The 21,591-nt window shown below is 40.6% G+C and carries 12 protein-coding genes and 1 tRNA gene; 1 reads left to right on the top strand and 12 read right to left on the bottom strand.

Features of this window, described 5'->3' with window-relative positions; all coding sequences use genetic code 11:
• Positions 1–19: 19 nt before the first annotated feature.
• The 5 genes from R2Q84_RS08435 to R2Q84_RS08455 are packed head-to-tail and all read right to left on the bottom strand — an operon-like array spanning position 20 to position 10,269.
• A complete protein-coding gene (locus R2Q84_RS08435; RefSeq protein ID WP_316816103.1) occupies positions 20–2,518 on the bottom strand; it encodes a polysaccharide lyase family 8 super-sandwich domain-containing protein in 2,499 nt (832 codons plus the stop codon).
• Positions 2,519–2,529: 11 nt separating this feature from the next.
• Positions 2,530–3,663, bottom strand: a complete 1,134-nt coding sequence (locus R2Q84_RS08440) for a glycoside hydrolase family protein (protein ID WP_316816104.1) — start codon at positions 3,661–3,663, stop codon at positions 2,530–2,532.
• Between the two features lie 6 nt (positions 3,664–3,669).
• Entirely contained in the window at positions 3,670–5,781 is a 2,112-nt protein-coding gene (gene cslA, locus R2Q84_RS08445; RefSeq protein ID WP_316816105.1) for a chondroitinase-AC, read from the bottom strand.
• A 23-nt stretch (positions 5,782–5,804) separates the two neighbouring features.
• On the bottom strand, positions 5,805–7,205 hold the full coding sequence (locus R2Q84_RS08450) for a sulfatase (protein ID WP_316816106.1): 1,401 nt from the start codon (positions 7,203–7,205) through the stop codon (positions 5,805–5,807).
• A gap of 13 nt (positions 7,206–7,218) precedes the next feature.
• Positions 7,219–10,269 (bottom strand): chondroitinase family polysaccharide lyase, encoded by a 3,051-nt coding sequence (locus tag R2Q84_RS08455; RefSeq protein ID WP_316816107.1) that lies wholly within the window; start codon positions 10,267–10,269, stop codon positions 7,219–7,221.
• Positions 10,270–10,484: 215 nt separating this feature from the next.
• On the opposite strand from R2Q84_RS08455, the gene R2Q84_RS08460 reads away from it, so the two are divergent.
• Positions 10,485–12,023 (top strand): PAS domain S-box protein, encoded by a 1,539-nt coding sequence (locus R2Q84_RS08460; protein ID WP_316816108.1) that lies wholly within the window; start codon positions 10,485–10,487, stop codon positions 12,021–12,023.
• Here the strand turns inward: R2Q84_RS08460 and R2Q84_RS08465 are convergent.
• The 7 genes from R2Q84_RS08465 to R2Q84_RS08495 all read right to left on the bottom strand — a co-directional run bounded on the left by R2Q84_RS08465 (position 12,020) and on the right by R2Q84_RS08495 (position 21,484).
• Entirely contained in the window at positions 12,020–12,994 is a 975-nt protein-coding gene (locus tag R2Q84_RS08465; RefSeq protein ID WP_316816109.1) for a metallophosphoesterase family protein, read from the bottom strand. The two genes, R2Q84_RS08460 and R2Q84_RS08465, sit on opposite strands and share 4 nt — an antisense overlap.
• Before the next feature lie 118 nt (positions 12,995–13,112).
• Entirely contained in the window at positions 13,113–13,559 is a 447-nt protein-coding gene (locus R2Q84_RS08470; protein WP_316816110.1) for a DUF5018-related domain-containing protein, read from the bottom strand.
• 35 nt (positions 13,560–13,594) lie between these two features.
• Positions 13,595–15,541: a RagB/SusD family nutrient uptake outer membrane protein gene (locus R2Q84_RS08475; RefSeq protein WP_316816111.1), complete on the bottom strand. Its 1,947-nt coding sequence runs from the start codon at positions 15,539–15,541 to the stop codon at positions 13,595–13,597.
• A 35-nt stretch (positions 15,542–15,576) separates the two neighbouring features.
• Positions 15,577–19,137: a SusC/RagA family TonB-linked outer membrane protein gene (locus R2Q84_RS08480; protein WP_316816112.1), complete on the bottom strand. Its 3,561-nt coding sequence runs from the start codon at positions 19,135–19,137 to the stop codon at positions 15,577–15,579.
• Between the two features lie 197 nt (positions 19,138–19,334).
• Complete coding sequence (locus tag R2Q84_RS08485; protein ID WP_316816113.1) at positions 19,335–20,477, bottom strand: FecR family protein; 1,143 nt, start codon at positions 20,475–20,477, stop codon at positions 19,335–19,337.
• A gap of 69 nt (positions 20,478–20,546) precedes the next feature.
• Positions 20,547–21,113, bottom strand: coding sequence for an RNA polymerase sigma-70 factor (locus tag R2Q84_RS08490; RefSeq protein ID WP_316816114.1), 567 nt, complete (start codon positions 21,111–21,113; stop codon positions 20,547–20,549).
• Positions 21,114–21,411: 298 nt separating this feature from the next.
• Positions 21,412–21,484 (bottom strand) — tRNA-Phe (locus R2Q84_RS08495).
• Positions 21,485–21,591 lie beyond the last annotated feature (107 nt).

The following is a 21,591-nucleotide window of genomic DNA, read 5'->3' on the forward strand; positions in this document are numbered from 1 at the left end:
TTTGTGTACAAAACACTTCCTACTTTTTAAATGTCAGCGTTACCGGTCTTCCGCCATACTCTTGTACAGGCATATCTACCTCAACAGATTTGGAATTTAAGGTTAGTTTTATTTTTCTTAGCGCTGGGTTCATAAGCGGGTCATTCACCGTAACCTGATAAATATGACCTTTATCTTCAATCATTACCACAGCACAAGCTGAAACAGACAGGTCTAAACCTTTTGCTTTTAATAATCCCGGAGTATAGAAAACGGCCTCAACCACTTTCTTATCTACACTTTGTATCGCCTGAACAGTGGTATCATTGCGTAATACGTGAAAAGGTAATTTACCTGCCGGCATTTTATCGCCTGCAAAAACTACATAACCATAGACATCATTAAGCGGGGATTTTCCATGATCAATCCAAAGCCGTAATATGTTAGTGGTTGCGGGCAGTTTGGAAATATTGGCCTGATTTGATTGATTCCGTTTTATCCATTCATTTTTAACATCTTTTTCGTAGGTAAAATATGCGTTTTTAACATACTCGGGGAGGACGGTGTATGCGAAACCACTTTTTTGTTGCATCCATACCGTTTTATCTTTGGCAAAAAAAGATAGAGGCCCATTTTTTAAGTCCATAGACTGGCTTTTACCATCTTTTACAACCATCAGATTAGCCTCGTTATCTACGGAGGTCTGATCAATGGTTGTATGTATATCCCCATTTAAGGAAGGATTAAGATTGCTTACACCTGCACCAAGTGCTACCATATAGTCTCCATACATAAAATAAGACTTAAATGCTTTAACGCCATAAATCGTTTCGTTTTTTACCTGTTTCTGATTTCCCTTATCATTAACCCCCTCCTTATCGGAAGCATTCATTTTCTCGAATATAAATCCGGCAACTGCATTTTCTCCTCCATTGGTTGCTGCTCCTGCAAAATTATGTTTACTGCAATAGCCCCTCCAGTTCGTAAGCGGGGTAATGGCATCCATTCCCCTTCTTGAGGTTACCCCTGGTGATGCAGTAATGTCCCATGCTCCAATGATTTTATGATATTCATCTCCTTTCTTCATAAAAAAACTGAGCCCATCTGCATTGAAAAAATTATACTCATCTGCAAAATTAACGGCACCTTCCAATCCGTCACAACGATTGGAAGCCATATTGATATTTATGTAATAGTTCTTATTCCTCTTTATCAGATCGTCATTATTGAAAAACCAACGTGTTCCAGAGTACTGCCCGGACGGATAGCCCTCCATATTAATATCATTGCCTGTAAGTTCTGCTTTTAGCTTTAATAATTCTTTCTGGTCAGCAGCTGAAAAGGAATCCATCCAGTCACTGGCAATCTGATTGATTAAAGAACTATACTTTATTTTTTTCCTTTCCTGGTTATAATAAACCGCTGTATACCGGTCCGTACATAAGGGAATATATCCCTTATAATAATACCAGTTCCCTCCGCGAAAAAAATTCATCAGCGAAGCTGCATTTTCGGCGCTTAACTTTCTAGCCCATGGCGAGCCTTTCAGATTACTAAGCATACTCAATGCACTGTTCATCCCATCTATAGGATAACCCCAAACCAGGCTCTGTTTACCATGTCCCCATCCCGCTCCGTCAACAGTAAAACCTTCATTCCAAAATGCCTGATCATAGGTATTTTGTGAAACAGCACTAATACTTTTCTGACTCACTTCACTTAGTACATCAATCATCGGTATTGATTTATACATTACTGCGGTTGGCAATAACGGGCGATAAGCCAAAGCATTACCTCCTACCCACCAGACATGTTTTCTAAACCGTTCTATCTGCACCACATTATCGTCCGTACTGTCCTGTCTCAGTGGTTGTGTCCAGCTCTGCAGCGCAAGCGCCTTAAGCATTTCAGCAACATCTTTTAGCTGCTTGTTATGATGAACACCTGTTTCTACATCATTTATCTGAGGTAAAAAGACAAAATAAATATTAACAGCGGCTGTCGGTATGGCAAAGCAGGAGGCATGAAAACGACTGCTGTTGTTCATTCGACCGACTTCAAGCCCACCATAATGTAAAATTGCCTTGCAGTATTTATCAGATAATGCTTCGGATGCTGTCAATCCCTTAGAACGAACGGCATCAGCAATACGCCATATACGTTGTGATGCTTCTGTCAGGAATACCCCAATCTCCTGCTGTGTTTCATGATTTCCTTTTGCAAAAGCATCTTTAGCCAGATATTCCTCCTCTTTGCGAATTAAATCACTAAACTGTCCATCCTCATTCAGACCGTTTAAACAATCCTGCCAGGTTAATTTTGTTCTGAGGTGATCTCGTCGATATCCGTTTCTTGTGTATTCCTGCCTATATTTCTCTATTGCAGCTTCTTTCGTAGCGTCCTTAACCTTCAATGCACGGCTTTGATACTTATTGTAGTTTTCAAAAGCAAGGCCTCTCTCTGACCGCTGTGCATAAGAAGCATAGGAAATCGTTGCAATACCAAACGCCAGTATGATGTGTTTACTTATGATGTTCATATATGTTGTAGCTATTTAAAGGGGATTACCATATTCCAGGATTTAGTAGCATTTTCAAAGCCTCCCGGGCCATCCATGGTTGCAAAGAAAATGTATGCCGGCTTCCCATTTTCAAAAAAGATGAAAGGCCGTTCCAGCTGTCCTTGCAATTCAGTTTTCCCATCCTCATAAGCAACCGTTTTGGAATAGGTCTTTGGATCTTTGTCCATCACCCACTTAATCCCATCTTTGGAATGTGCCATAACTCCGCCGCCGCGTTCCCCCGTAAATTTCGCAACATGATCTTTAAAAATAGCATGATATCCTCTATTATCAGCCCACAAAAATGGATCTTCAGCCTCTCCCTGTTCTTCCACGCTAAAAATAGGCTGATCATTATTTATTACCTTAAAAGGGCTGTTAATATCTGGAGCATAAGCCATTCCCAGTGCCATCTTCGAGTATTTTCCATTTTCCGTATGTGCGCGCCCTTTAAAGATCATCATTACAGAACCATCCTTTTGCAGAAAGGGAGAAGGATTAGAAGTCAGGAAGCTATAAAAAGTATTCGGTTTAGTCTTCAAAACAGGTTCATCCAGCCTTTTCCATGGGCCATATGGACTATCAGCTACCGCTAATCCTATTCTTTTATTTGATCTGCCAACTATACACCATTTGCTATCCAGTGTCAGCTCGTTAAACTTAGGCTCTTCAAAAGGATGTGTAGAACCCATATAAATCAGGTAATACTTGTCTTTAAAAAACAGGATCCGGGGATTGTGTGTAGAACGGCCATCCCAATACTGGGCACCGCGGGCAGGGAGTGCAACATCAGAAAAAGTATAGGGTCCCTGCGGCACATCAGCTGTGCCGTGTATAATTTCAGATGCCACCATCCAACCGGGATGAAAAGGTAAACTCTTCGGAAATCTGGAGGCATAGATATGATATTTCCCGGCTTTATCTCTAACGACAGAACTTCCCCAAACCCAATAATCTTTCATGGCCATAGATGGAGCCCGGTAAGCCTTTCCTAAATTCCGGAAAATCTCATTACCGGAATTAAGCTTGAGTTCTTCCAGGTTTTCTATCATCTGGCTTTTAACTGTTACAGAAAGAAGGATTCCAAAGCAAAGCAGCAAAGCGCGCATATAAACTCTTTTCATATTAAATTAATTTAGCTTACTGACCGTAGAACCTGCTAATTCCCCCTGAGGTAAATCAATGGTAAACACTGCTGCATAGCCAGTTTTTGTGTCTTTTATCTGAATGGTTACCACTTTCTCTTTTTGAAGTGGATCTGCCACGGAGATTACCTGCTTTCCGTTTATATTTCTAACCATTAATATACAAGCTTTATCTGTTTCAACTTCCATCGTTGGGAGTACCAGCGTTCCTGGCCGATAAAAAACCGCCTGGATAATGTTTAAAGACTGATGAACCACCGCCTGAACTTTATCTGTATTAGAGACGATTTTTATAGGATTATGTTCATACTTTTTCAGCCCGGCTTTTTTATTTATACCGGGCAACACGATATAAGCATAACGCTCCGCTACTGGTTTAGTCCCGTGATTTATCCATAATTTGAAGACATCTCCGGCTACTTCCTCCTTGGAGTAGGAGTTATTAATCTGGTACCAATTCCCTTTTTGAACCTGCGTGCTCATACTGATATTTCCTCCTTCAGGGAAATAATAGCCCAATCCATCGTGAATCAGCCAGCTCTTACCTTTCCCATCTGTTTGAAGCAGCTTACCTTTTCCAATTTCGGCCTCATTTTCAGATCTTAAAACTTTACCGTTCAACCAGCTTTGATTAACAGTAGTAGTGACCGACTCCGCAGCATTGCTTTGGATGCCTGCGCCAAGGCATACAATTTCATCATCAAAAAAGAACCATGATTTCTTTGCTTCCAGGCTATCGTAGTCTAACTTATAAGCACTGGCACCATATACGCCATCTGATACCCCACCTGCGAAATCATTGCTCCCGTCTTCGCCCCAAAATTTCTCTATTGGCCTGTCCGGTTTATAATCACGACTTGTTACCCCCGGGATCTTATCCCATTCCCATACCGGCATAATGTTATCATACTCCGGTCCACGCAACTGTATGTTGGTTGCGCCGTCAGACAGGTATCTTCCTAACAAATTTTCTTTGTTGCCCGCTTCACTTCTTTTGGTCCTTGTACTCACAGTACGTACATTAAAGGAATATTTAGGACGTATATGAAGCGTATAATCAGCTGTCCAATATTGTTTATGATAAGGTGAAATTTTGAAATCCGGCCCTCGTGTACTATCCGTCCGCGCTATGGCAGCATCCCAATCATCAGCATACGCAGGATTTATCATTTTAACAATTTCAAGCTGTCTCTTTTCCTTTTTTTTGTTTAAAATATCAGGTCTGCTTATTCCCCTTCCCTCAACATTAAAGTCCATGTAACTCCCTCTTATCGCTTTCAGATAGCTTTCTCTATAGTATTTTGAGAAGATCTCTACTTTTTGCTGGTTCATTGCATAAGGCGTGTTGCGCACATAGTTGGCCAATTTTAATACGCCTGCAATAAACACCGCCCCATAGCTGGAAATCTGTAACTGTGGGCCATGCTGTAAATATGCATAATCGTATTGCAGTCCTTCTTTTTGATATACGAGCTGTACCGGGTAAAAAAGCTCTTTCACCGACTGATCCATGAGTATTTTATCGTTTGTTAACAACGCGCGATAAAAATAATGCAAAGCGATATCCGTTTTATTTGCTCCGGTTTTAGCCTCTACATCTCCCCTCTTCATTCTTTTTATTAAACCAGACTGAAGTTCCACATCCAGTTTCCGTTTACCATAGTGCATCATGATTAACAGTTCACCCAAAGACTGGGGCGTTGCAATTTCATTGTGCCACCAATTGCTACTTTGAGGATCTTTTTCATACCAGAATCTGAATGCACTGGCAATGCCATTGAACATTTTTTCATCGCCGTAGTAACGGCTTTTCTTTTCTATATAGGCCTGGATCAATTGCTGCATCCTTAACAAATGCTCCGCCGGCTTCCATTTGGTAATCGTTTTATCCGTATAATCTATATCCTCCCAACTCCCATTATCCTGCAACTTCAGAAATTCCTTTTCTGCAGCGGCATCTACCTGTCGTAGCGGCTTTTTAAAATCAGCCACAATTCTACCCATGATCACTTCATTCGTATTCATTTGTTGAGACATTGCCGACTGGCACAGCGCTAAAACGAAGAACAGCAAATAAGTTACGGTTAACCTTTTCATTAGAATATAAATTTGTTTGATTTTTAAGGGTACATTCTCTCCATCTCACGTCCCGTCGTTTCCATACGGTGTTTCATGATCTGATTTTTATCACCATAAGCACTCGTCCAATGTGGTTTATCAAGTCCTTTTTCCCATTTTGCAAGCTTACTCAGCATTTCCTTTTTCCTTTCTGGATATTTTGCCGAAAGATCTGTGCTTTCTGATAAGTCTGTGGAAAGGTCAAATAATAAAACATTTTCCTTAACCCGGATCAACTTCCAGTTCTTTTCCCTTATGGCTGCAGCTACGCCTCTACGCCAGTAAAGGGCTTCGTGTGGGGCCTTTTTATTTTGCCCGTTCACATAAGGAATCAGATTTACTCCATCCAACTTCTTTGTTCCTTTTTGTTTTCCCTTGCCTGCAGCAATTGACGTTGGCAGTATATCTAATGAACTTACTTTTTGGCTATAAGTCTTGTTCGCCACAATATGTCCCGGCCAGCGCATCATCATCGCTACTCTTATACCACCCTCCCACTTGGAACCTTTCATCCCGCGAAGCGGGCCATTGTCTGAGGAGTTTACAGTAGCTCCGCCGTTGTCATTGACAAAAATAATGAGGGTATTTTCATCCAGTTTTTGTTGTTTCAATGTTTCCATTACACGTCCCAGCCCATCATCCAAAGAAGTCATCATTGCTGCATAGGCACGCCTGCCTGGGTCGATGATACTCGCAAAACGATCCATTAAATCTTTTTTCGCATTCATCGGAGTATGTACTGCATTATAAGATAAATACATAAAGAAAGGCTTATTGCTGTTCTCCCTGATGAAATCCGTTGCCCGATCAGTTAACATATCTGTCAGATAAGTAACCTTACTTTCTGGAATAATTTCATTGTTGTTATACAGCTCAAGTTCATGGGATGGCTTATCCTTATAAGCAAAGAAATCCCTGTGGCCACCGATAAAACCATAAAACTCATCAAATCCCCGGTTTAAGGGAAAGTGTTTCTTTTCCTCACCCTGGTGCCATTTGCCAATCGCTATGGTTTTATAGCCATTGGCCTGCATCTCATTGCCAATGGTTTGCTCTGATGGATCCATACCTACATCAGTTAGTTTATATCCCGGAGCAACCAGACTGGAAGTGTTATGTTCAAACCCAAATCTTTGCTGGTACCTTCCGGTTAACAAACCTGCCCTCGAAGGTGCGCATACAGAAGCTGACACATACGCATCGGTAAAACGCACCCCTTCTTTTGCAATAGCATCTATATTCGGTGTGGGAATTTCTTTGCCGCCATAGCAACCAAAATCAATATATCCTGCATCATCACTAACGACAACAATTACATTGGGTTTATCCGGTCTTGTGTGTTGTGCAAAAAGTGGATCTGCGATGCAGATTGTAAATAGCATGGCTATTAAAAACTTCTTCATTTTATATACTCTTTTATTTTCGTTCAAGCAGTTCAATTTTTGAGGTTAAGCCATCCGCGCAATGCACAGTGATAAGCGTATTTCCTCCAGGTTGTAATTCTGCTTTTATTTCCTCGTTTTCATTACCCGGCGTCCAGTTTCCTTTTATCAATAGCTTCACCACAGAAGGTTTTGACGGACTTCTGTACCAGTTGCGCGAATAAATGCTCACCTCTTTCCGCTTACCGTCTACCGTTAAAGGGCTATCGTCTGGCCCCTCATAAAAAGCAAGGTCCGGATCTGTTACCGATAATTTAAGCGTTTTTTCCTCTTTTTTATACATCAGCAAACAAGGCTTGTTATTATCCATTAACAGGGAATCTGTGGTTTTAACATGGCTACCGAAAACCGCCAGGGCTGTAAGCTGCTCTGCTCCATACCATACAATATGCGCTGTAGCATCCTTTTGCAAGACCTTATACAAAGGTTGCTTACTTTTCATTGCTGTTGCAACTTTTTCTATACCTTTCTGATCTGTTTTTATCAGCATCGCATATTCATAACTTTCGTTTGTCGGTGCCTTGCCATGCTGAAACACCAGTTTAGCAAAATTACCCGTGGTGTTTCGTGAGTCTTTCTGATCACGGGATACTTGAGTTGATTTAGTAAACGACACCTTTTCCCCATCAGGAATGTAATATCCGATATTACGGTTATCAATAACGGTTAAAGGCTTCCCTGGTATTCCATTGGTGCTAAAAGGGAACTGCTTTGAGACCTGTCCGTTTATACTAAACACATCTGCAGGCGTTTTAAGATAATTTTGAAAAAGCGTCGTTTCTGTTGGGTATTCATTTAAGTTGTTTTTGATATCTGATCCCAGGCATACGATCAGACTATCGAACATGAACCAGGACTTTGTAGCTCTAAAACTTCCCATATCATATTTATCATGTCCATGTAGCTTCATAGCAAACATACCTTGCTGTGCTAATGTAGTACCTCCAGCATAAGGTTCATCCGTAATCAACATTTCTTCACTTCCGCTAAAGTCATCAGGATTGACAATCTCAGCTCTTAATTTATTCAAAGGCAAATGAATGGTCGTGGTACCTGGAATATTGTTCCAGTCCCAGCCTTCGTCTTTGAAGTTGCTGCCATCGTCTGTTGTTGTTTCAGGGAAAAGTACCTCCAGGTGACCATAAGAAAGATAACGCCCGTACATATTTGCACCGGGATACGACTCGTGGCTAATGAAATAGCGGTTATGGCCACGTACGGTCAGCAACCAGTCTTGCCGGCGGTGAATATCTAACAATCCATAGTTCATATTCCAATGTCCATTTGTATACCCAGCAGGTTTAATCCCCATGTTTTTAAATAGGTTAATCCATTTATTTTTCTTGTCCTCATTCAGCTTTAAATAAATACCTGCCATAGTTGTATCTATTTTTGAAATCCCATCTGGAGACCCTGCCATTGCCATATACGCAAATGGAACATCAGCAATACGCCAGGTCCCTGTAGGGTGACGTCCGGCAACACTAATTGGCCACTTATAGGGATTGGTGTAATAGTGCATCATGACCAAGCTATTTTTGAAGCTTTCGTGAGCAGCTTGCTCAACCTTAAATCCTGTCCCGCTTAGCACATAAAGGATGGGTGCTACCCCATTAAAACCTCCAATACCGTAGGCTGGATAAATATTTGCATGATGAAATACTGCACCGTCGGGTTTAAATGCGCCCTCTATCGTGTGGTCCGCAGCAATATTTTTAGACAGCCATTTGGAATAGCTTTGCAGGTAACGAAGTTTTTCCGGTGTATCATCCATAATCAATATCGCAGAAAGCATACTTCCCAGCAGCGTATTAAACACATCTATATTGGAGGAGGGCAACCGCTGTGGCAACTGAAGTGTTCTGCCCAAACCACTAAACCAGCTCATACTTTTAAAAGTTCTTTCCAACTTTCCGTGTCTTTTTATGGCATCTCTCATTATCAAACACGACGTATAATAACCTTGCAGATTATAGCCATGATGATGTAAGGCCCCCATGCCACTACCATAAGACCAACCCTGATCTTCGAAATGGTCAAGCAGGTCTATAAACATTGTTTCAAACGTTGATCTGACAAGCTGGTCGGACGAGGAATGAAAGACCTGCGCCACCTGTAGCATCAGTTGGGTATATCGCTTTACACCAGAAAGTTGATTCCGGTCTTTCAGACCTTCTGTCGGTGTTAAAGTCACCAGTTCCGTATCATTGATCGAATAAACAGGCCTTCCCGTAATCTGATTTGCTTTTCTAGCAATATTCCAGGAGGTAAACTCCATTTTAATGTCTTTTAATTTCTCCGCTGATATTTCTTTCTTTACTGCAAAAGCCACATCCTCATACCGCATATTGATCTTAGAAATATCTGCCAGATCAGATGCCTTCAATTGCATCCGAAGCTGCAGAAAATGTGGGGTACGGTTAAAAGCGTATAAGGAATTCCAATGTGCGTTTGCGGCCTTGTCTGCTTCCGGGTTTACAAAAGGCACCTGCTCATCACGCATTGGTGAACGTGGATTGATCGTCACATCATACATCAGCTGATCAATAAAAAGCGTTCCCTTTTTTACTGATGCCGGAGCTTGTACCTGCATGATCTTCATTTCCTTTGTTGGTTTGCCCGCCATATCCCGATGATACATAACCCAGGCAGTTCTCCAGCCTTTAAAGTTTAAATTAAATTCAAAATTACAGGCGTTCTGCTTTCCATCGCCAAATGTGAATTTCAACTTATCATTAACTGGCACCTCATTATATATCCATACGACAAAAGTGCTTCTTGGATTTGATGCGACAGTTTTAAAAGCATTATTTTCGACCTTAATTAAACTTTTATTTCCCGCTGTCCAATTCCACTTTACAGCTTGTTTACCTAATTTAAAATGTGTGCCGGTAAGACTCAGTTTTCCGTTAACAGCGTTCCAATCATTCGGGACATCATTCTCGCAAATATCGGTCTGCATTTGTGCAAAACTGACATTAGACTGCACGCAGATCAATAAAATAAGGTAAAGCAAACGGCTCATATTTGGTTTTGTTTTGAATTTCTATTCTTACAGGATTCAAATATTGCATTTAATCTACAGATAAGAGGGGGGGAATCCGTTCAAATAAGGGGGAATAGTTATCCTTTAGCCTATAAACCAGGTGATCTATTCATTCCGGTTAAGTGTTTAAGCTTACTTTAAGTGTGATATTCCCATTCGGAATGCGTAATTTCAACTTTAGTTAATTCCATTAGATGAAGCCAAACTATTCTGATCATATTGCCTCAAATAAAGAAAAACAAGCTCATCCTGAGCTTGAGCCATCTGTTGACAATATACTAGAGGGTTTATCCGTAGCAGTTTACACCTGCGATAGTACAGGATATATTAACTCTTATAACCAGGAGGCAGTGAGGCTATGGGGCAAAGCACCAGAAATAGGAAAAGACTTATGGTGTGGATTCCCAAAAATATTTTGGGCAGATGGCAGTCCTATGGCCCCCGAAGAATGCCCGATGTCACGCGCATTAAAGAAAGGCCTTCCTATTATTGATGAAGAAATTATAATTCAGTCTTTAGATGGGGTAAAAAAAAACATCAGACCCAATCCTGTCCCTCTTCTAAATAATAAAGGAGAAATTATCGGGGCTGTAAGTACTTTAATAGACATTACGGAACAAAAACAAGCAGAACAAAAACAGGCCATGCTGGCCGCAATTATTGAATCCTCTGATGATGCCATAATCAGCAAAACCTTAGATGGCAACATCACCAGCTGGAATAAAGCGGCAGAAAGATTATTCGGATATACCGAAAATGAGGTCCTTGGTAAACACATCTCCTTATTAATACCAAAAGAGCGTTTAAATGAAGAAAATCTGATTATAGATAAAATCCGCAGCAATAAAAATGTAAGTCACTTTGAAACTTTTCGTGTAGCAAAGGATGGCCATCAAATTCCAATTTCCCTTACAATCTCTCCAATCAGGAACAGCAAAGGAAATGTTATTGGAGCTTCAAAAATCGCCCGTGATATCAGTGCTCAAAAAAATGCTGAGGCTGAGCTTCAAAAACTGTATGAAGATATTAAGACATTAAATACTAAAAAAGACGAATTTATCGGGCTCGCCAGTCATGAATTAAAAACCCCTATAACAAGTATCAATGCATTTCTGCAGTTGATTGAAAGATCTTTGGCCTTGCCTGACCCGAACAAGGTACTCATTTCTAAAGCGCGGAACCAGCTAAGTAAACTGACATCATTAATAGCCGATCTTTTGGATGTATCTAAAATACAAACAGGCAAGCTTCCATTTCAATTTAGCCGCTTTGACTTTACGCAAATTATCGTTGAAGTAATTGAAATTATGCAGCAAACAAACCCTTCCCATCAATTGAAGCTTTTATCGGAAATAAATGAATGTATCATTGAGGCCGATCAGCAAAGGATAGAACAGGTGTTGATTAATCTGATTTCTAACGCGATTAAATACGCTCCAGATTCAAAAGATGTTATCATAAAGGTTAACAGAACCTCCGACAATATCCGCGTATCTGTTCAGGATTTCGGAATGGGTATAGACCCAATTGATCAACAGCAAATTTTTGCAAGATTTTACAGGGTTGAAAAACTTGCCACACATGTTCCCGGATTAGGCATCGGACTTTACATAAGTCATGAGATTATTACCAGGCATCGGGGGAAAATCTGGGTGGAAAGTGGAACAGAAAAGGGTTCAACATTTATATTTGAAATCCCTTTTTTGTCAGATTGTCCCCCATTGATGCACTAACCTATTTTCCGCTTACTAATTGAAGGTACAATTTCTTTACCAACCGATAATCCTGTCGCATCAACATAGTTTAATTGTCTTGGAGACTGGCCTACCCATTTACTTTTTCGACCTTCAATATGTACCGTACCTGATGAAGGGTCAATTGTCAGGGTTGTAAATAAAGCATCTTGATAGGGGCATGTGTAAGCTATCCATGGATGAGATTGATGAATTTCTTCAGTGTAGCTATTGTGTTTGTATTTATCCCCCATCCAAAAATAAGATGCAGAATTGATGTGAACATAATGTACGTTCTTAACAAAAAGCTGGCAATCAATGTGTGTATGACCATTTATAGCCAATAATATCTTATCTGAAGCTGAGCTCAGGATGTCTTGTATTTCTGCAGCATTATCCACAGCAAGCGCTCCAGCCAAAGGTTGGTGACTAACAATAACTATAGGTTTATTGACTTGCTTTAATTGTTCTTGTAACCAGTTTTTTTGTTCGTCGTTAATATAAGCCGGATACCCGCCCTTACGTGTCGGCGACCCTTTATCATTTCCATCTAAAACAATAAAACATATCCCACCTATTTCTTTGGTATAATACCTTGCAGGCATTTTCCAGTAGCGAAGACATTGCTCTTTGGTATGGCCTGAATCGGTATCATGATTACCGATCACATGTAATGCAACCGGATTCGCATTATTGAATTGATCAATGAGTTCCTTATTTTTATCATTAGGATAAGCAAAGTCGCCCAATTGCATGATGAAATCAGGCTTGATTTTTTTCATGTGACCTAAAAATTCCTGCAATCTTTCGGTACCATTATGGATCACATCCTGATGCAAATCGGTAATCAGCCCGGCTTTTACCACTTTTGCTTTTGGGGGAAACATGGCCATTGCAGCACTTGGAATTTGCAAAACAATACCTGTGGCAAGCATTCCACTTATAAACTCTCTTCTATTCAGTTTCTTCATTATTTATTAATATTTAAAAATCTCCTGGGAAAAACAGATAAAAATAACACTATAAGAGGATAATCACAGCTAATGAAACCCTCTTATAGTGTATGCCATTTTTTTGCAATACAAACAGTTAGGGTGCTACTGAAATATAAATAGTCCAGTCACGTTCTGTTCCATCAGCTGAATACAACCGATATACAAATGGGCCTTTCGAAAAATCAGCAACTATACCAGCGGCAGGTGCGCCATTCTGGGGCACTATCTTTTTCGCATAGTGAGAAAACCGGATGCCAATTTTTGTAAGGTCTGTTCCCTTTGCCGTTACAATCCTTATCGTAGCCTGATCTTTATCCACAACGTTTGAACTTGTGGATATATTTACATTTTGATAACCTGTTACGACTTCATTATAGCCCAGCTGATTTTTGACTTCGTCATATCTAAATAATACCGCAGTTGTAATAAATGCATTATCACCCCACATGGTATCGTCTAATTCTACCCGGGGTTTCATGCAGGATGAAAAAGCCAATAGAAGAATTAAAGTTAGAAAGTACAATCTATTTTTAAGTTTCATTTTCTTATAGTTTTTATGGATACATATAAAAGGAATTAATTCCATCCGGGATTTTGGCTAAGCGTTGCATTATTTGCCTGATAAAGCTTGATTTGCTGTAATGGAATAGAACTTAAATAATCTCTGGCCGGATCAATATAGAGTCCTCTGCCACCTGCCCTGAAATCGGCAATTTTAAACCATGGGTTCATTCTTCCGTTATCGAAGCGGCCAACATTATTGTCATTCACCAGGTTAAACTGATTGAGAACATAGCCATCTTTTCTGATTTGACTATATAGTGTTGGGTCGGATCCCTGGTCAATTAAGACTTGCGCAGGCGTGCGGTTGTAATAATCAAGAAACTCCTGCAATAATGCCCCTTTTGGCTGGTAACCGTTGATTACTTTTTCATATACTGCCCACCTTTTTAAATCGTCCAAACGAAAGCCTTCCAACGCAAACTCTACAGTACGCTCTCTTCTTATTTCATTGAGGATAGGTGTTGAAGCAGGATCAAATCCAAGATCCTCCCTATATGTTCCGGCCGGAATCGCATTCATATTCAATGGGGCCATCCCTACCCGGCTCCTGATTAAATTTACCGTTTTGTCAATATCGCCCTGGGTAATTGTCCCTAATATTGCTTTAGCCTCTGCTAAGGTCAACAGGCTTTCTTCGTAGCGCATCAATACATCGTCGGTTTCTCCTTTTGTTGCTTCCTGTGCCAATACAGCTCCTTTAAAATTCCGGTACCCGGTAGAAGTAAAACCAATACTCGTATATGGGGCCTGAGAGGCAATGATTGGATATCTGAACGGATCCCCATCACCACCGCGACCTTGCAATTGATTAAGCGGACCTCTATCCGGCGTCCATACAGTTTGTCTGAATCTTGGATCCAGCGTAGCACCAAGCTGATTCAGGGTACTTGTATAATTCGCAGAGATTACCTGTTGAGTTCCATCTTTATTTAAATAGGTATCAACCAGGTGGTCGGTAATAGAGGGGCCTGAATCCAATATTTTGAAAAAGAAGTTATGGCTCAGGGCCAGCAATGCAGCATCGTAAACTTTATAAAGGAATACCCCATCGATGTTTGCTGCATTCTTTTGGGCAAATAATTGATTATAGGCAGTTGTTTTGTCGCCCGCTGCGGTAAATATTTTTGTTCCGTGCCTGTTTATAATCTGCAATACTGTAGGCTCAATCATTTCCAGAAACTCAACGCCATTTTTTCCAGTCATGGCAAATGGGCTTCCTTTTTTACTATGATAATATTCCCAGGTACCTTCATACAATGCAACTCTTGCTTTTAATGTTAAGGCAGCTTCCTTATTGATCCTACCGGAAATAGCAGCCGGTCCCTCGCCCTTCCAACTCAATTTGGCAATCGCCAGATCCAGATCTGCTATAATTTGTTTGGCAACTTCATATCTCGACGCTCTGGGTACATACAGTTTTTCCAGGTCGGCGTCAGTAAGCAGCTCCGTAATTATTGGCACACCACCGAAATTTTTTAACAACCTGAAATAGTCCCAGGCCCTGAAGAAATATCCCTCGCCAATATAATGAGCGGCGGCATCTGTTTTTTCGGCATTTAGGTTCGCACGCTGAAGAAAATAGTTATCCGACCGGATACTGGCATACCCTCCCGACCAACTGCCATTTGAGTCGTCAGCAACTGAGGATGCACTCCATCGGTTTAAACTACCTGTCACACTTGTCTGAACAATCATCATATCCGTATTGGCATCCAATGCCAGGTTACTATTTCCTCCGGACGTAGTTCCGGTACCACCCTGTGTGTTATACTGAGGAGCCAACCGGCTATAGAATCCATTGACAAAAATTTGAAGATCGGATGCGGTTTTAAAGAAATTATTTGGACTTACAGCGTCCAAGGGACTTTTGTCCAAAAAATCTTTGGAGCAGGCTGCAAGGTTCATTAACACAAAAAGTGCGAATACAATCTTACAGTGTTTACTGATATAAGCTTTCATCTTGTTTATATTTATGTACAAAGTGATAGATTAGTTTATAAGGTTAGGTTCAATCCAAAAGAATAGTAGCGTAATGGCGGATAACCGTTTACACCATTCCGCAAAAGTTCAGGATCATACTTTATAAAAGATTTCGAATAGATGAACCCTAAGTTTTCTCCGCTAAAATATATATTAGCCCTTTTCAACTTGATTTTGTCCAGCCAGGTTTTAGGCAATTCATAACCTACCGTAATGTTCCGAACCCTGAGGTTTGCCAGATTTAAGGAATACTTGTTAGTTGCAGTTCCCATCCCCGTATTAAAAGCAGGGAAAAAAGCATCTTTTTTATCGGGACTCCAATAGCCTAAGCGCGTACTTTCTTCAAATGCAGGTGTATAGAAATAAGCCAGATCGCTGCCTGCTTTAGTTCCCCATACCCACTCCGAACTGTTATAAACACGCCAGTGCATTACACCTTCCAGAACTGCCGAAAAAGAAAAGTTGTTCCAGGAAACTGATGGCAGGATGGAATAAGACTTACGGGGATAGTTAAAGCCGTTTGTAACCAGATCACCTCTGCTATACCAAAAACCCCCATTTCCTGAGTTGATGTAACCATCACCATTCTTATCGTTGTACATGATATACCCAGGATAGTTATACGTTCCGGACAATGTCCCCTTAGATAGATCCGCAGTATTTTGAGCGACGCCTCTTGTGTCGTATACATAATTCTGACCAAATAGTTCACCCTTTGTCCAGATGTCGGCCACTACGCCTGTTTTATTTGCATAATATTCAGTAACGTATCCAATGTAATCGCTAATGTTGAATTTCAATGAATAATTCAGTGGTTTCTGTGCCACCTGTACCTGATCGTTCCAGCCGATAGAAAACTCCCAGCCACGGGTTTCAGAAACAGAATTGTTTAAATCAGGTGCTGCAGTACCTAATACTTGCGGAAGTGGATTTGGAGGACCAATCTGATCCTTTACTGTACGTTGGTACCACTCATAGGTGAGGTTTAGCCTTCTGTTAAATGCCGAAACATCCAAACCAAAATTCAGTACAGTAGGTTTTGCCCAGGTCAATGTTGAGCTAAGAAGCCTTGGAGCAGTAGCCACATTGGAATATCCTCCTCCTAAAAGCGTATTTTTATTAACCGACATACCGAGAGTAGGTAAGTAAGTATAGTAGTTAGGAGAACCATCCGGGTTCAAATAGGTTTGATCTCCTGATGTAGACCAGGACACACGAGGTTTGAATTCTGTTATTACATCCTTCAATGGCCAAAAGCTTTCTTTTGCAGCATTCCAGGCTCCGGATACTGAAGGAAAGAAGCTCCAGCGAGAGTCCGCAGAAAAGCGAGAACTCGCATCTCTTCGTCCGGCGAACTTGATCATATATTTTTCCATATAATCATAAGTGATTACACCATAGAATCCCAGATTGCTCCATGAGTATAGGGCATCATCCGCAAGCGGATTGTTTGCTGAAGCCTTAAGCGATTCTATCACATCCTGAGCAAACAAATCTGTTTTGCTGCCCGTTAAGGACCTGAAATCAGTTTCCTCGGCCTGCATTCCGAACTGGGCGAGTAAATTATGTTTCTGGGCAAACGACCGGTTATACTGTGCACTTAATTTCGCCAGCTGATACTCTGTTATACCATTTGTTTTTGTAATGCTGCTTGAATTGGCTGATCGGTTGTTCTGAATTTTTGTACCATCTGGTAATTCTGTATACACAATCTTGCTGACTTTTGAGTACTCAGAATAACTTTGTCTTCTCGAGTAATCTGCATTCAGTTCAAAATATTTGAAAGGCTTTACAGTTGCTCCACCACTAAGCACAATTTCATTCCTGCTGTTACGAATAAGTCCACCTTCTCCAAGGATACCTGCGGCACCCAATATCCAGGAATACTGATTTCCTGACGGTACTTTCAGTGGAGTTGCAAAGTACTGCATCATGCTGCCAAAGATGGCATCATAATTAGCGATTCCCCCTCCGTTACCCGAATAATTTGGCCCCTGGTTCCCCCATCGTACGTAGTTTACATCAGTCCTTAAATCCAACCAATCCGCAGCCTTGTAATTGAGCTTTGTTTGAAAATTATATCTTCTGTTATAATTTAAATCGCCTTTAAGTAAACCTTTGGTATTGTTATAGCCAAAACTGGAGAAATAACGGATCTTTTCAGCTCCCCCACTAAAATTCAAGTTATGTTGCTGACTAATGTCATGATCATTGAAATATGCATCATAAAGCTTAGTCGTAGCAAAAGACTGCTCCCTGGTCCAGCCTTTAAAGCCGGCGTTACCACTTGGGAACTGCCCGTTTTCAATATATTGCTGTGCTTTATCCCCAAATTGCGTTCTCAACGCATCAAATGAAGGGTCATTCCAGTCTTTTCTTAACCAGGCTTCCATCCTGGCTATTGTAACAGCATCTACACCATCAGTGCCTGTTCCATTTGGCTGTCCATTCCTTTGCGCAATATTGATATAGCGCGCCCATTCCGGTGAGCTCGGTTGAGTAGGAGCAAGCACCAGCTGACCAATTTTTGTATTCCCTGAATAACTGACTGAGACTTTACCTTCTTTACCACTTTTAGTCGTAACGAGGATTACCCCATATGGCGCACGTGAACCATAGATCGCCGTTGACGCCCCATCCTTTAACAAGGAAATGCTCTCGACATCATTAGGGTTAACATCCTGGAGTGGCCGCTCTATCCCGTCTACCAATATGAGCGGCGCAGCGCTGCTGTTGATGGAAGTAAAACCCCGGATGTTGATCGAAGGGGCAGTCTCAGGAGCACCGCTGACCATTCTGATATTCAACCCCGGAGCCAATCCAATCAATCCATCTGTGATGGTCCGGATCGGTCTGTTTTCCAATGTTTCTCCACCGATGGTTTGCACAGCATCGGTAAGACTACTTTTTTTAACTTTACCGTATGCCGTCACTACCACTTCATTCATGGATATGTCCGATACACTCAAAGAAACATTAATCGTAGTCTCTCCCGTATAGGCCACTTCTTTATGCGCATAGCCTATATAGCTAAATACCAGGACATCTCCTTTTTTGGCCGTTATCTGGTATTTCCCATCCTTATCAGTTATCGCTACACCTGTACTTTTTTTGATTTTCACACTTACACCGGGCATTGGTAAGCCCTGTTCGTCGCTTACCTTTCCTGTTACCCGGTCATAGGTCGCAAAAACCGAATTGATCAGTGATTCCTCCTTGTGTTTCAGGATAACGAACTGGTCTAAAATGGAAAAGGTAAGTGACTTCCCCTTTAGGACCTGCATAAGTGCTTCTTCCAATGTGGCCCCTTTCAGGGAAACGGTGACTTTACCGGCTGGTTTTACCAACTTATTATCATAAAAAAAGTTGTAACCACTTTGTTTCTCAATAGATTTGATCACTGATGATAGTGATACATTGGTTTCATTTAGATTTATTCGCTGCGAAAAAACTTTAGCAGATAAATGTAAACAGCCTACAGTTAATAAGAAAATGGTGAGTTTCATAACCCTGATAGTTTGTTTCCATGGCAAACTTCCCATAGCGGGAATTTTACCACATAGGTTTATTTTCATACTTTTGTACAGTTAAGGTTAAAAGGTTAAATTTCTGTCAACAAGATTTTTAGGTTAGCCCTGACATTTTCAGACCCCGACGCCATCGGGGTTTGTTTTTATCATATGGTCTGCCACTGGCAAACATGGGAATAACCTGCAGAGGTTAAGTAGTTATTCTTTCATAATTACGTTTCATTTAGAGGTTTATATTGGATTTATTTTACAATTAGCGTTCTGCCTTTTAATTCAAACCTTATACCACTGAGTTCCAGTATCTTTAAGACCTTCGCAAGACTATTGCTTCTCCTAATGTCTCCGACAAACTCGTATTTCTTGTCTTTGTTTTCAAAAACTACATCCACATCATACCAGCGCGACAACTGACGCATTACGTCAGGAAGATCAGCGTTATTAAACATAAAATATCCGTTTTTCCATGCCAAAGCTGATTTCAGATCGGCCTCAGTCACCTCAAATGAGCCTGCAGAAGTGGCCCGGCCTTGCTGTCCCGGTTTCAGTAAAGTAGTAACTGTACCATTATTAAGTGCCACAGAGCCTTCTACCAATGTGGTTTTGACACCTCCTTCCCCGCTATATGCGGCCACATTAAAATGCGTCCCCAATACAACAACCTTAATTCCGTTTGCAACTACGTTGAACGGCATGTTTTTATTTTTACTGATTTCAAAATAAGCTTCACCAATAAGCTCTACATTACGGACATCCCCTTTAAATTTAGTCGGGAATTTCAACGAGGATGCTGAATTGAGCCATACTTTTGATCCATCAGACAATAAGAGCTGATACTGCCCTCCTTTTGGTGTCGAAATCGTATTAAAATCGGCTTCAGCATTCCCGCCCGATTCTCCATTTACCTGATATGTAAGCTGCCCGTCGGCCGTTTTAGTTACTGTTATACCAGATTCTTTCAGTAAATCACCGTTTTTTGCGTCTGTAAGAGAGACCAGCGTACCATTGGAAAGTGTTAACGTTGCCTTGTTACCTCCGGCCGGCACATCCTTTACAGTATTTAATGAACTCATTTGTTCAACAGGTACCGGTTGTTTTTTAAAATTAAAAAAGTAAACAGCCATGGCAACAGATATTACTGCAACAGCCGCAGCAGCATACTTTATGAAATACCGGAAATCAATAATTTTGCCTGGCTTAGAAATGGCTTTAGAGATCTGCTCATGCATTAGCCTTCCCAGCTCCTGCTGATCTCCCATTTCCGAAGAATTCCAATCTTGTTCCGTTTGGAAATAATTGTAAAAACGGTTGTATGCTGATATTTCTTCCAATGAAGCAGTACCTGATTCTACCTTTTCCAATAATTTAAGAAATTCTTCCTTAGTCATATAAATTACCCTATTTATAAGTAAGGCGCTTAAGAAGGGCTTAGCCCCCAAAGGAATTTCAAAAATATTTTAAAACAGGAAGAACCAGCAGCTCATGTGACTTAAAGCCCCTCTTAAGCGCCTCAAGGCTATCGTAATTTGGTTTTCTACAGTTTTTTCAGAAAGCCCCAATCTTACAGCAATTTCTTTATTGCTCAATTGTTCATTTCGGCTCATTTTGAAGATCTCTCTGCACTTCTCAGGTAGCCTGTCTGTAATCTGTCCGATTATATGCTGCAGTTCCTTTACTTCTAGGTTTTCTTCAATCGTATAACTATCCGGCAGTTCTTTAATTTTTGTGAACACACTTTCTTTTACCTTTCCTTTCCGAATGTAACTGATAAACTTATATTTGGCAGCAGCAAATAAATACCCCTTTATAGAACTAATGACATTGACAGCATTTCGGTGTTCCCATAACCAGATGAAAACTTCCTGGCAAACGTCCACACTGGTTTCTCTGTCTCTGCAAACATTAAATATACTTTGGTAAAGCTTAGGCCAATGCCTGGTATAAATTTCATCAAAAGCAACGCGGTTGTCCATGCGTAGCATATCCAAAAGTTGTTGGTCTGACTGTAATTTATAATCTGTCATGGTTAGAATTCCAATGCAAAATACATTTTTTAATGTAAAAAACTTTTATCTTTTTTAGCATTACTATACCCCATCATATTGAAGCAGTGAAAAGACAAACACAAAGTAAAGATAGCAAAATGATTTTTCTGTTATTACATCATTAAGTTTCCATTCCAATTTCCGAAAAAAAGTTAATAAATGATAAACAAAACACTCTTGATAAAATCAGCTGTACTGTTGATGTAGGAAAATTGCCAAAGCCGGCAATTTTTAATATAAACAAAAAAGCTCCAGATTTCTCTGAAGCTTTCTGCAGTGGTATGGGCCGGGATCGAACCGGCGACACATGGATTTTCAGTCCATTGCTCTACCGACTGAGCTACCGTACCATCTTATTTAAACATGATTTTATTAATCATGCTTCCCCTCGGTTGGGACTGCAAGTTTAGTGTCTTTTTTCGAACATAAAAATCTTTTTTTAAAATAAATTAACTTG

The organism is Pedobacter nyackensis (assembly GCF_032678475.1).
Taxonomy (GTDB): domain Bacteria; phylum Bacteroidota; class Bacteroidia; order Sphingobacteriales; family Sphingobacteriaceae; genus Pedobacter; species Pedobacter nyackensis_A.

Excerpts from the sequence above, each read along its gene's own strand:
- R2Q84_RS08435 (WP_316816103.1), bottom strand. The coding sequence starts at position 2,518 with ATGAACATCATAAGTAAACACATCATACTGGCGTTTGGTATTGCAACG.
- R2Q84_RS08440 (WP_316816104.1), bottom strand. The coding sequence starts at position 3,663 with ATGAAAAGAGTTTATATGCGCGCTTTGCTGCTTTGCTTTGGAATCCTT.
- cslA (WP_316816105.1), bottom strand. The coding sequence starts at position 5,781 with ATGAAAAGGTTAACCGTAACTTATTTGCTGTTCTTCGTTTTAGCGCTG.
- R2Q84_RS08450 (WP_316816106.1), bottom strand. The coding sequence starts at position 7,205 with ATGAAGAAGTTTTTAATAGCCATGCTATTTACAATCTGCATCGCAGAT.
- R2Q84_RS08455 (WP_316816107.1), bottom strand. The coding sequence starts at position 10,269 with ATGAGCCGTTTGCTTTACCTTATTTTATTGATCTGCGTGCAGTCTAAT.
- R2Q84_RS08460 (WP_316816108.1), top strand. The coding sequence starts at position 10,485 with ATGAAGCCAAACTATTCTGATCATATTGCCTCAAATAAAGAAAAACAA.
- R2Q84_RS08465 (WP_316816109.1), bottom strand. The coding sequence starts at position 12,994 with ATGAAGAAACTGAATAGAAGAGAGTTTATAAGTGGAATGCTTGCCACA.
- R2Q84_RS08470 (WP_316816110.1), bottom strand. The coding sequence starts at position 13,559 with ATGAAACTTAAAAATAGATTGTACTTTCTAACTTTAATTCTTCTATTG.
- R2Q84_RS08475 (WP_316816111.1), bottom strand. The coding sequence starts at position 15,541 with ATGAAAGCTTATATCAGTAAACACTGTAAGATTGTATTCGCACTTTTT.
- R2Q84_RS08480 (WP_316816112.1), bottom strand. The coding sequence starts at position 19,137 with ATGAAAATAAACCTATGTGGTAAAATTCCCGCTATGGGAAGTTTGCCA.
- R2Q84_RS08485 (WP_316816113.1), bottom strand. The coding sequence starts at position 20,477 with ATGACTAAGGAAGAATTTCTTAAATTATTGGAAAAGGTAGAATCAGGT.
- R2Q84_RS08490 (WP_316816114.1), bottom strand. The coding sequence starts at position 21,113 with ATGACAGATTATAAATTACAGTCAGACCAACAACTTTTGGATATGCTA.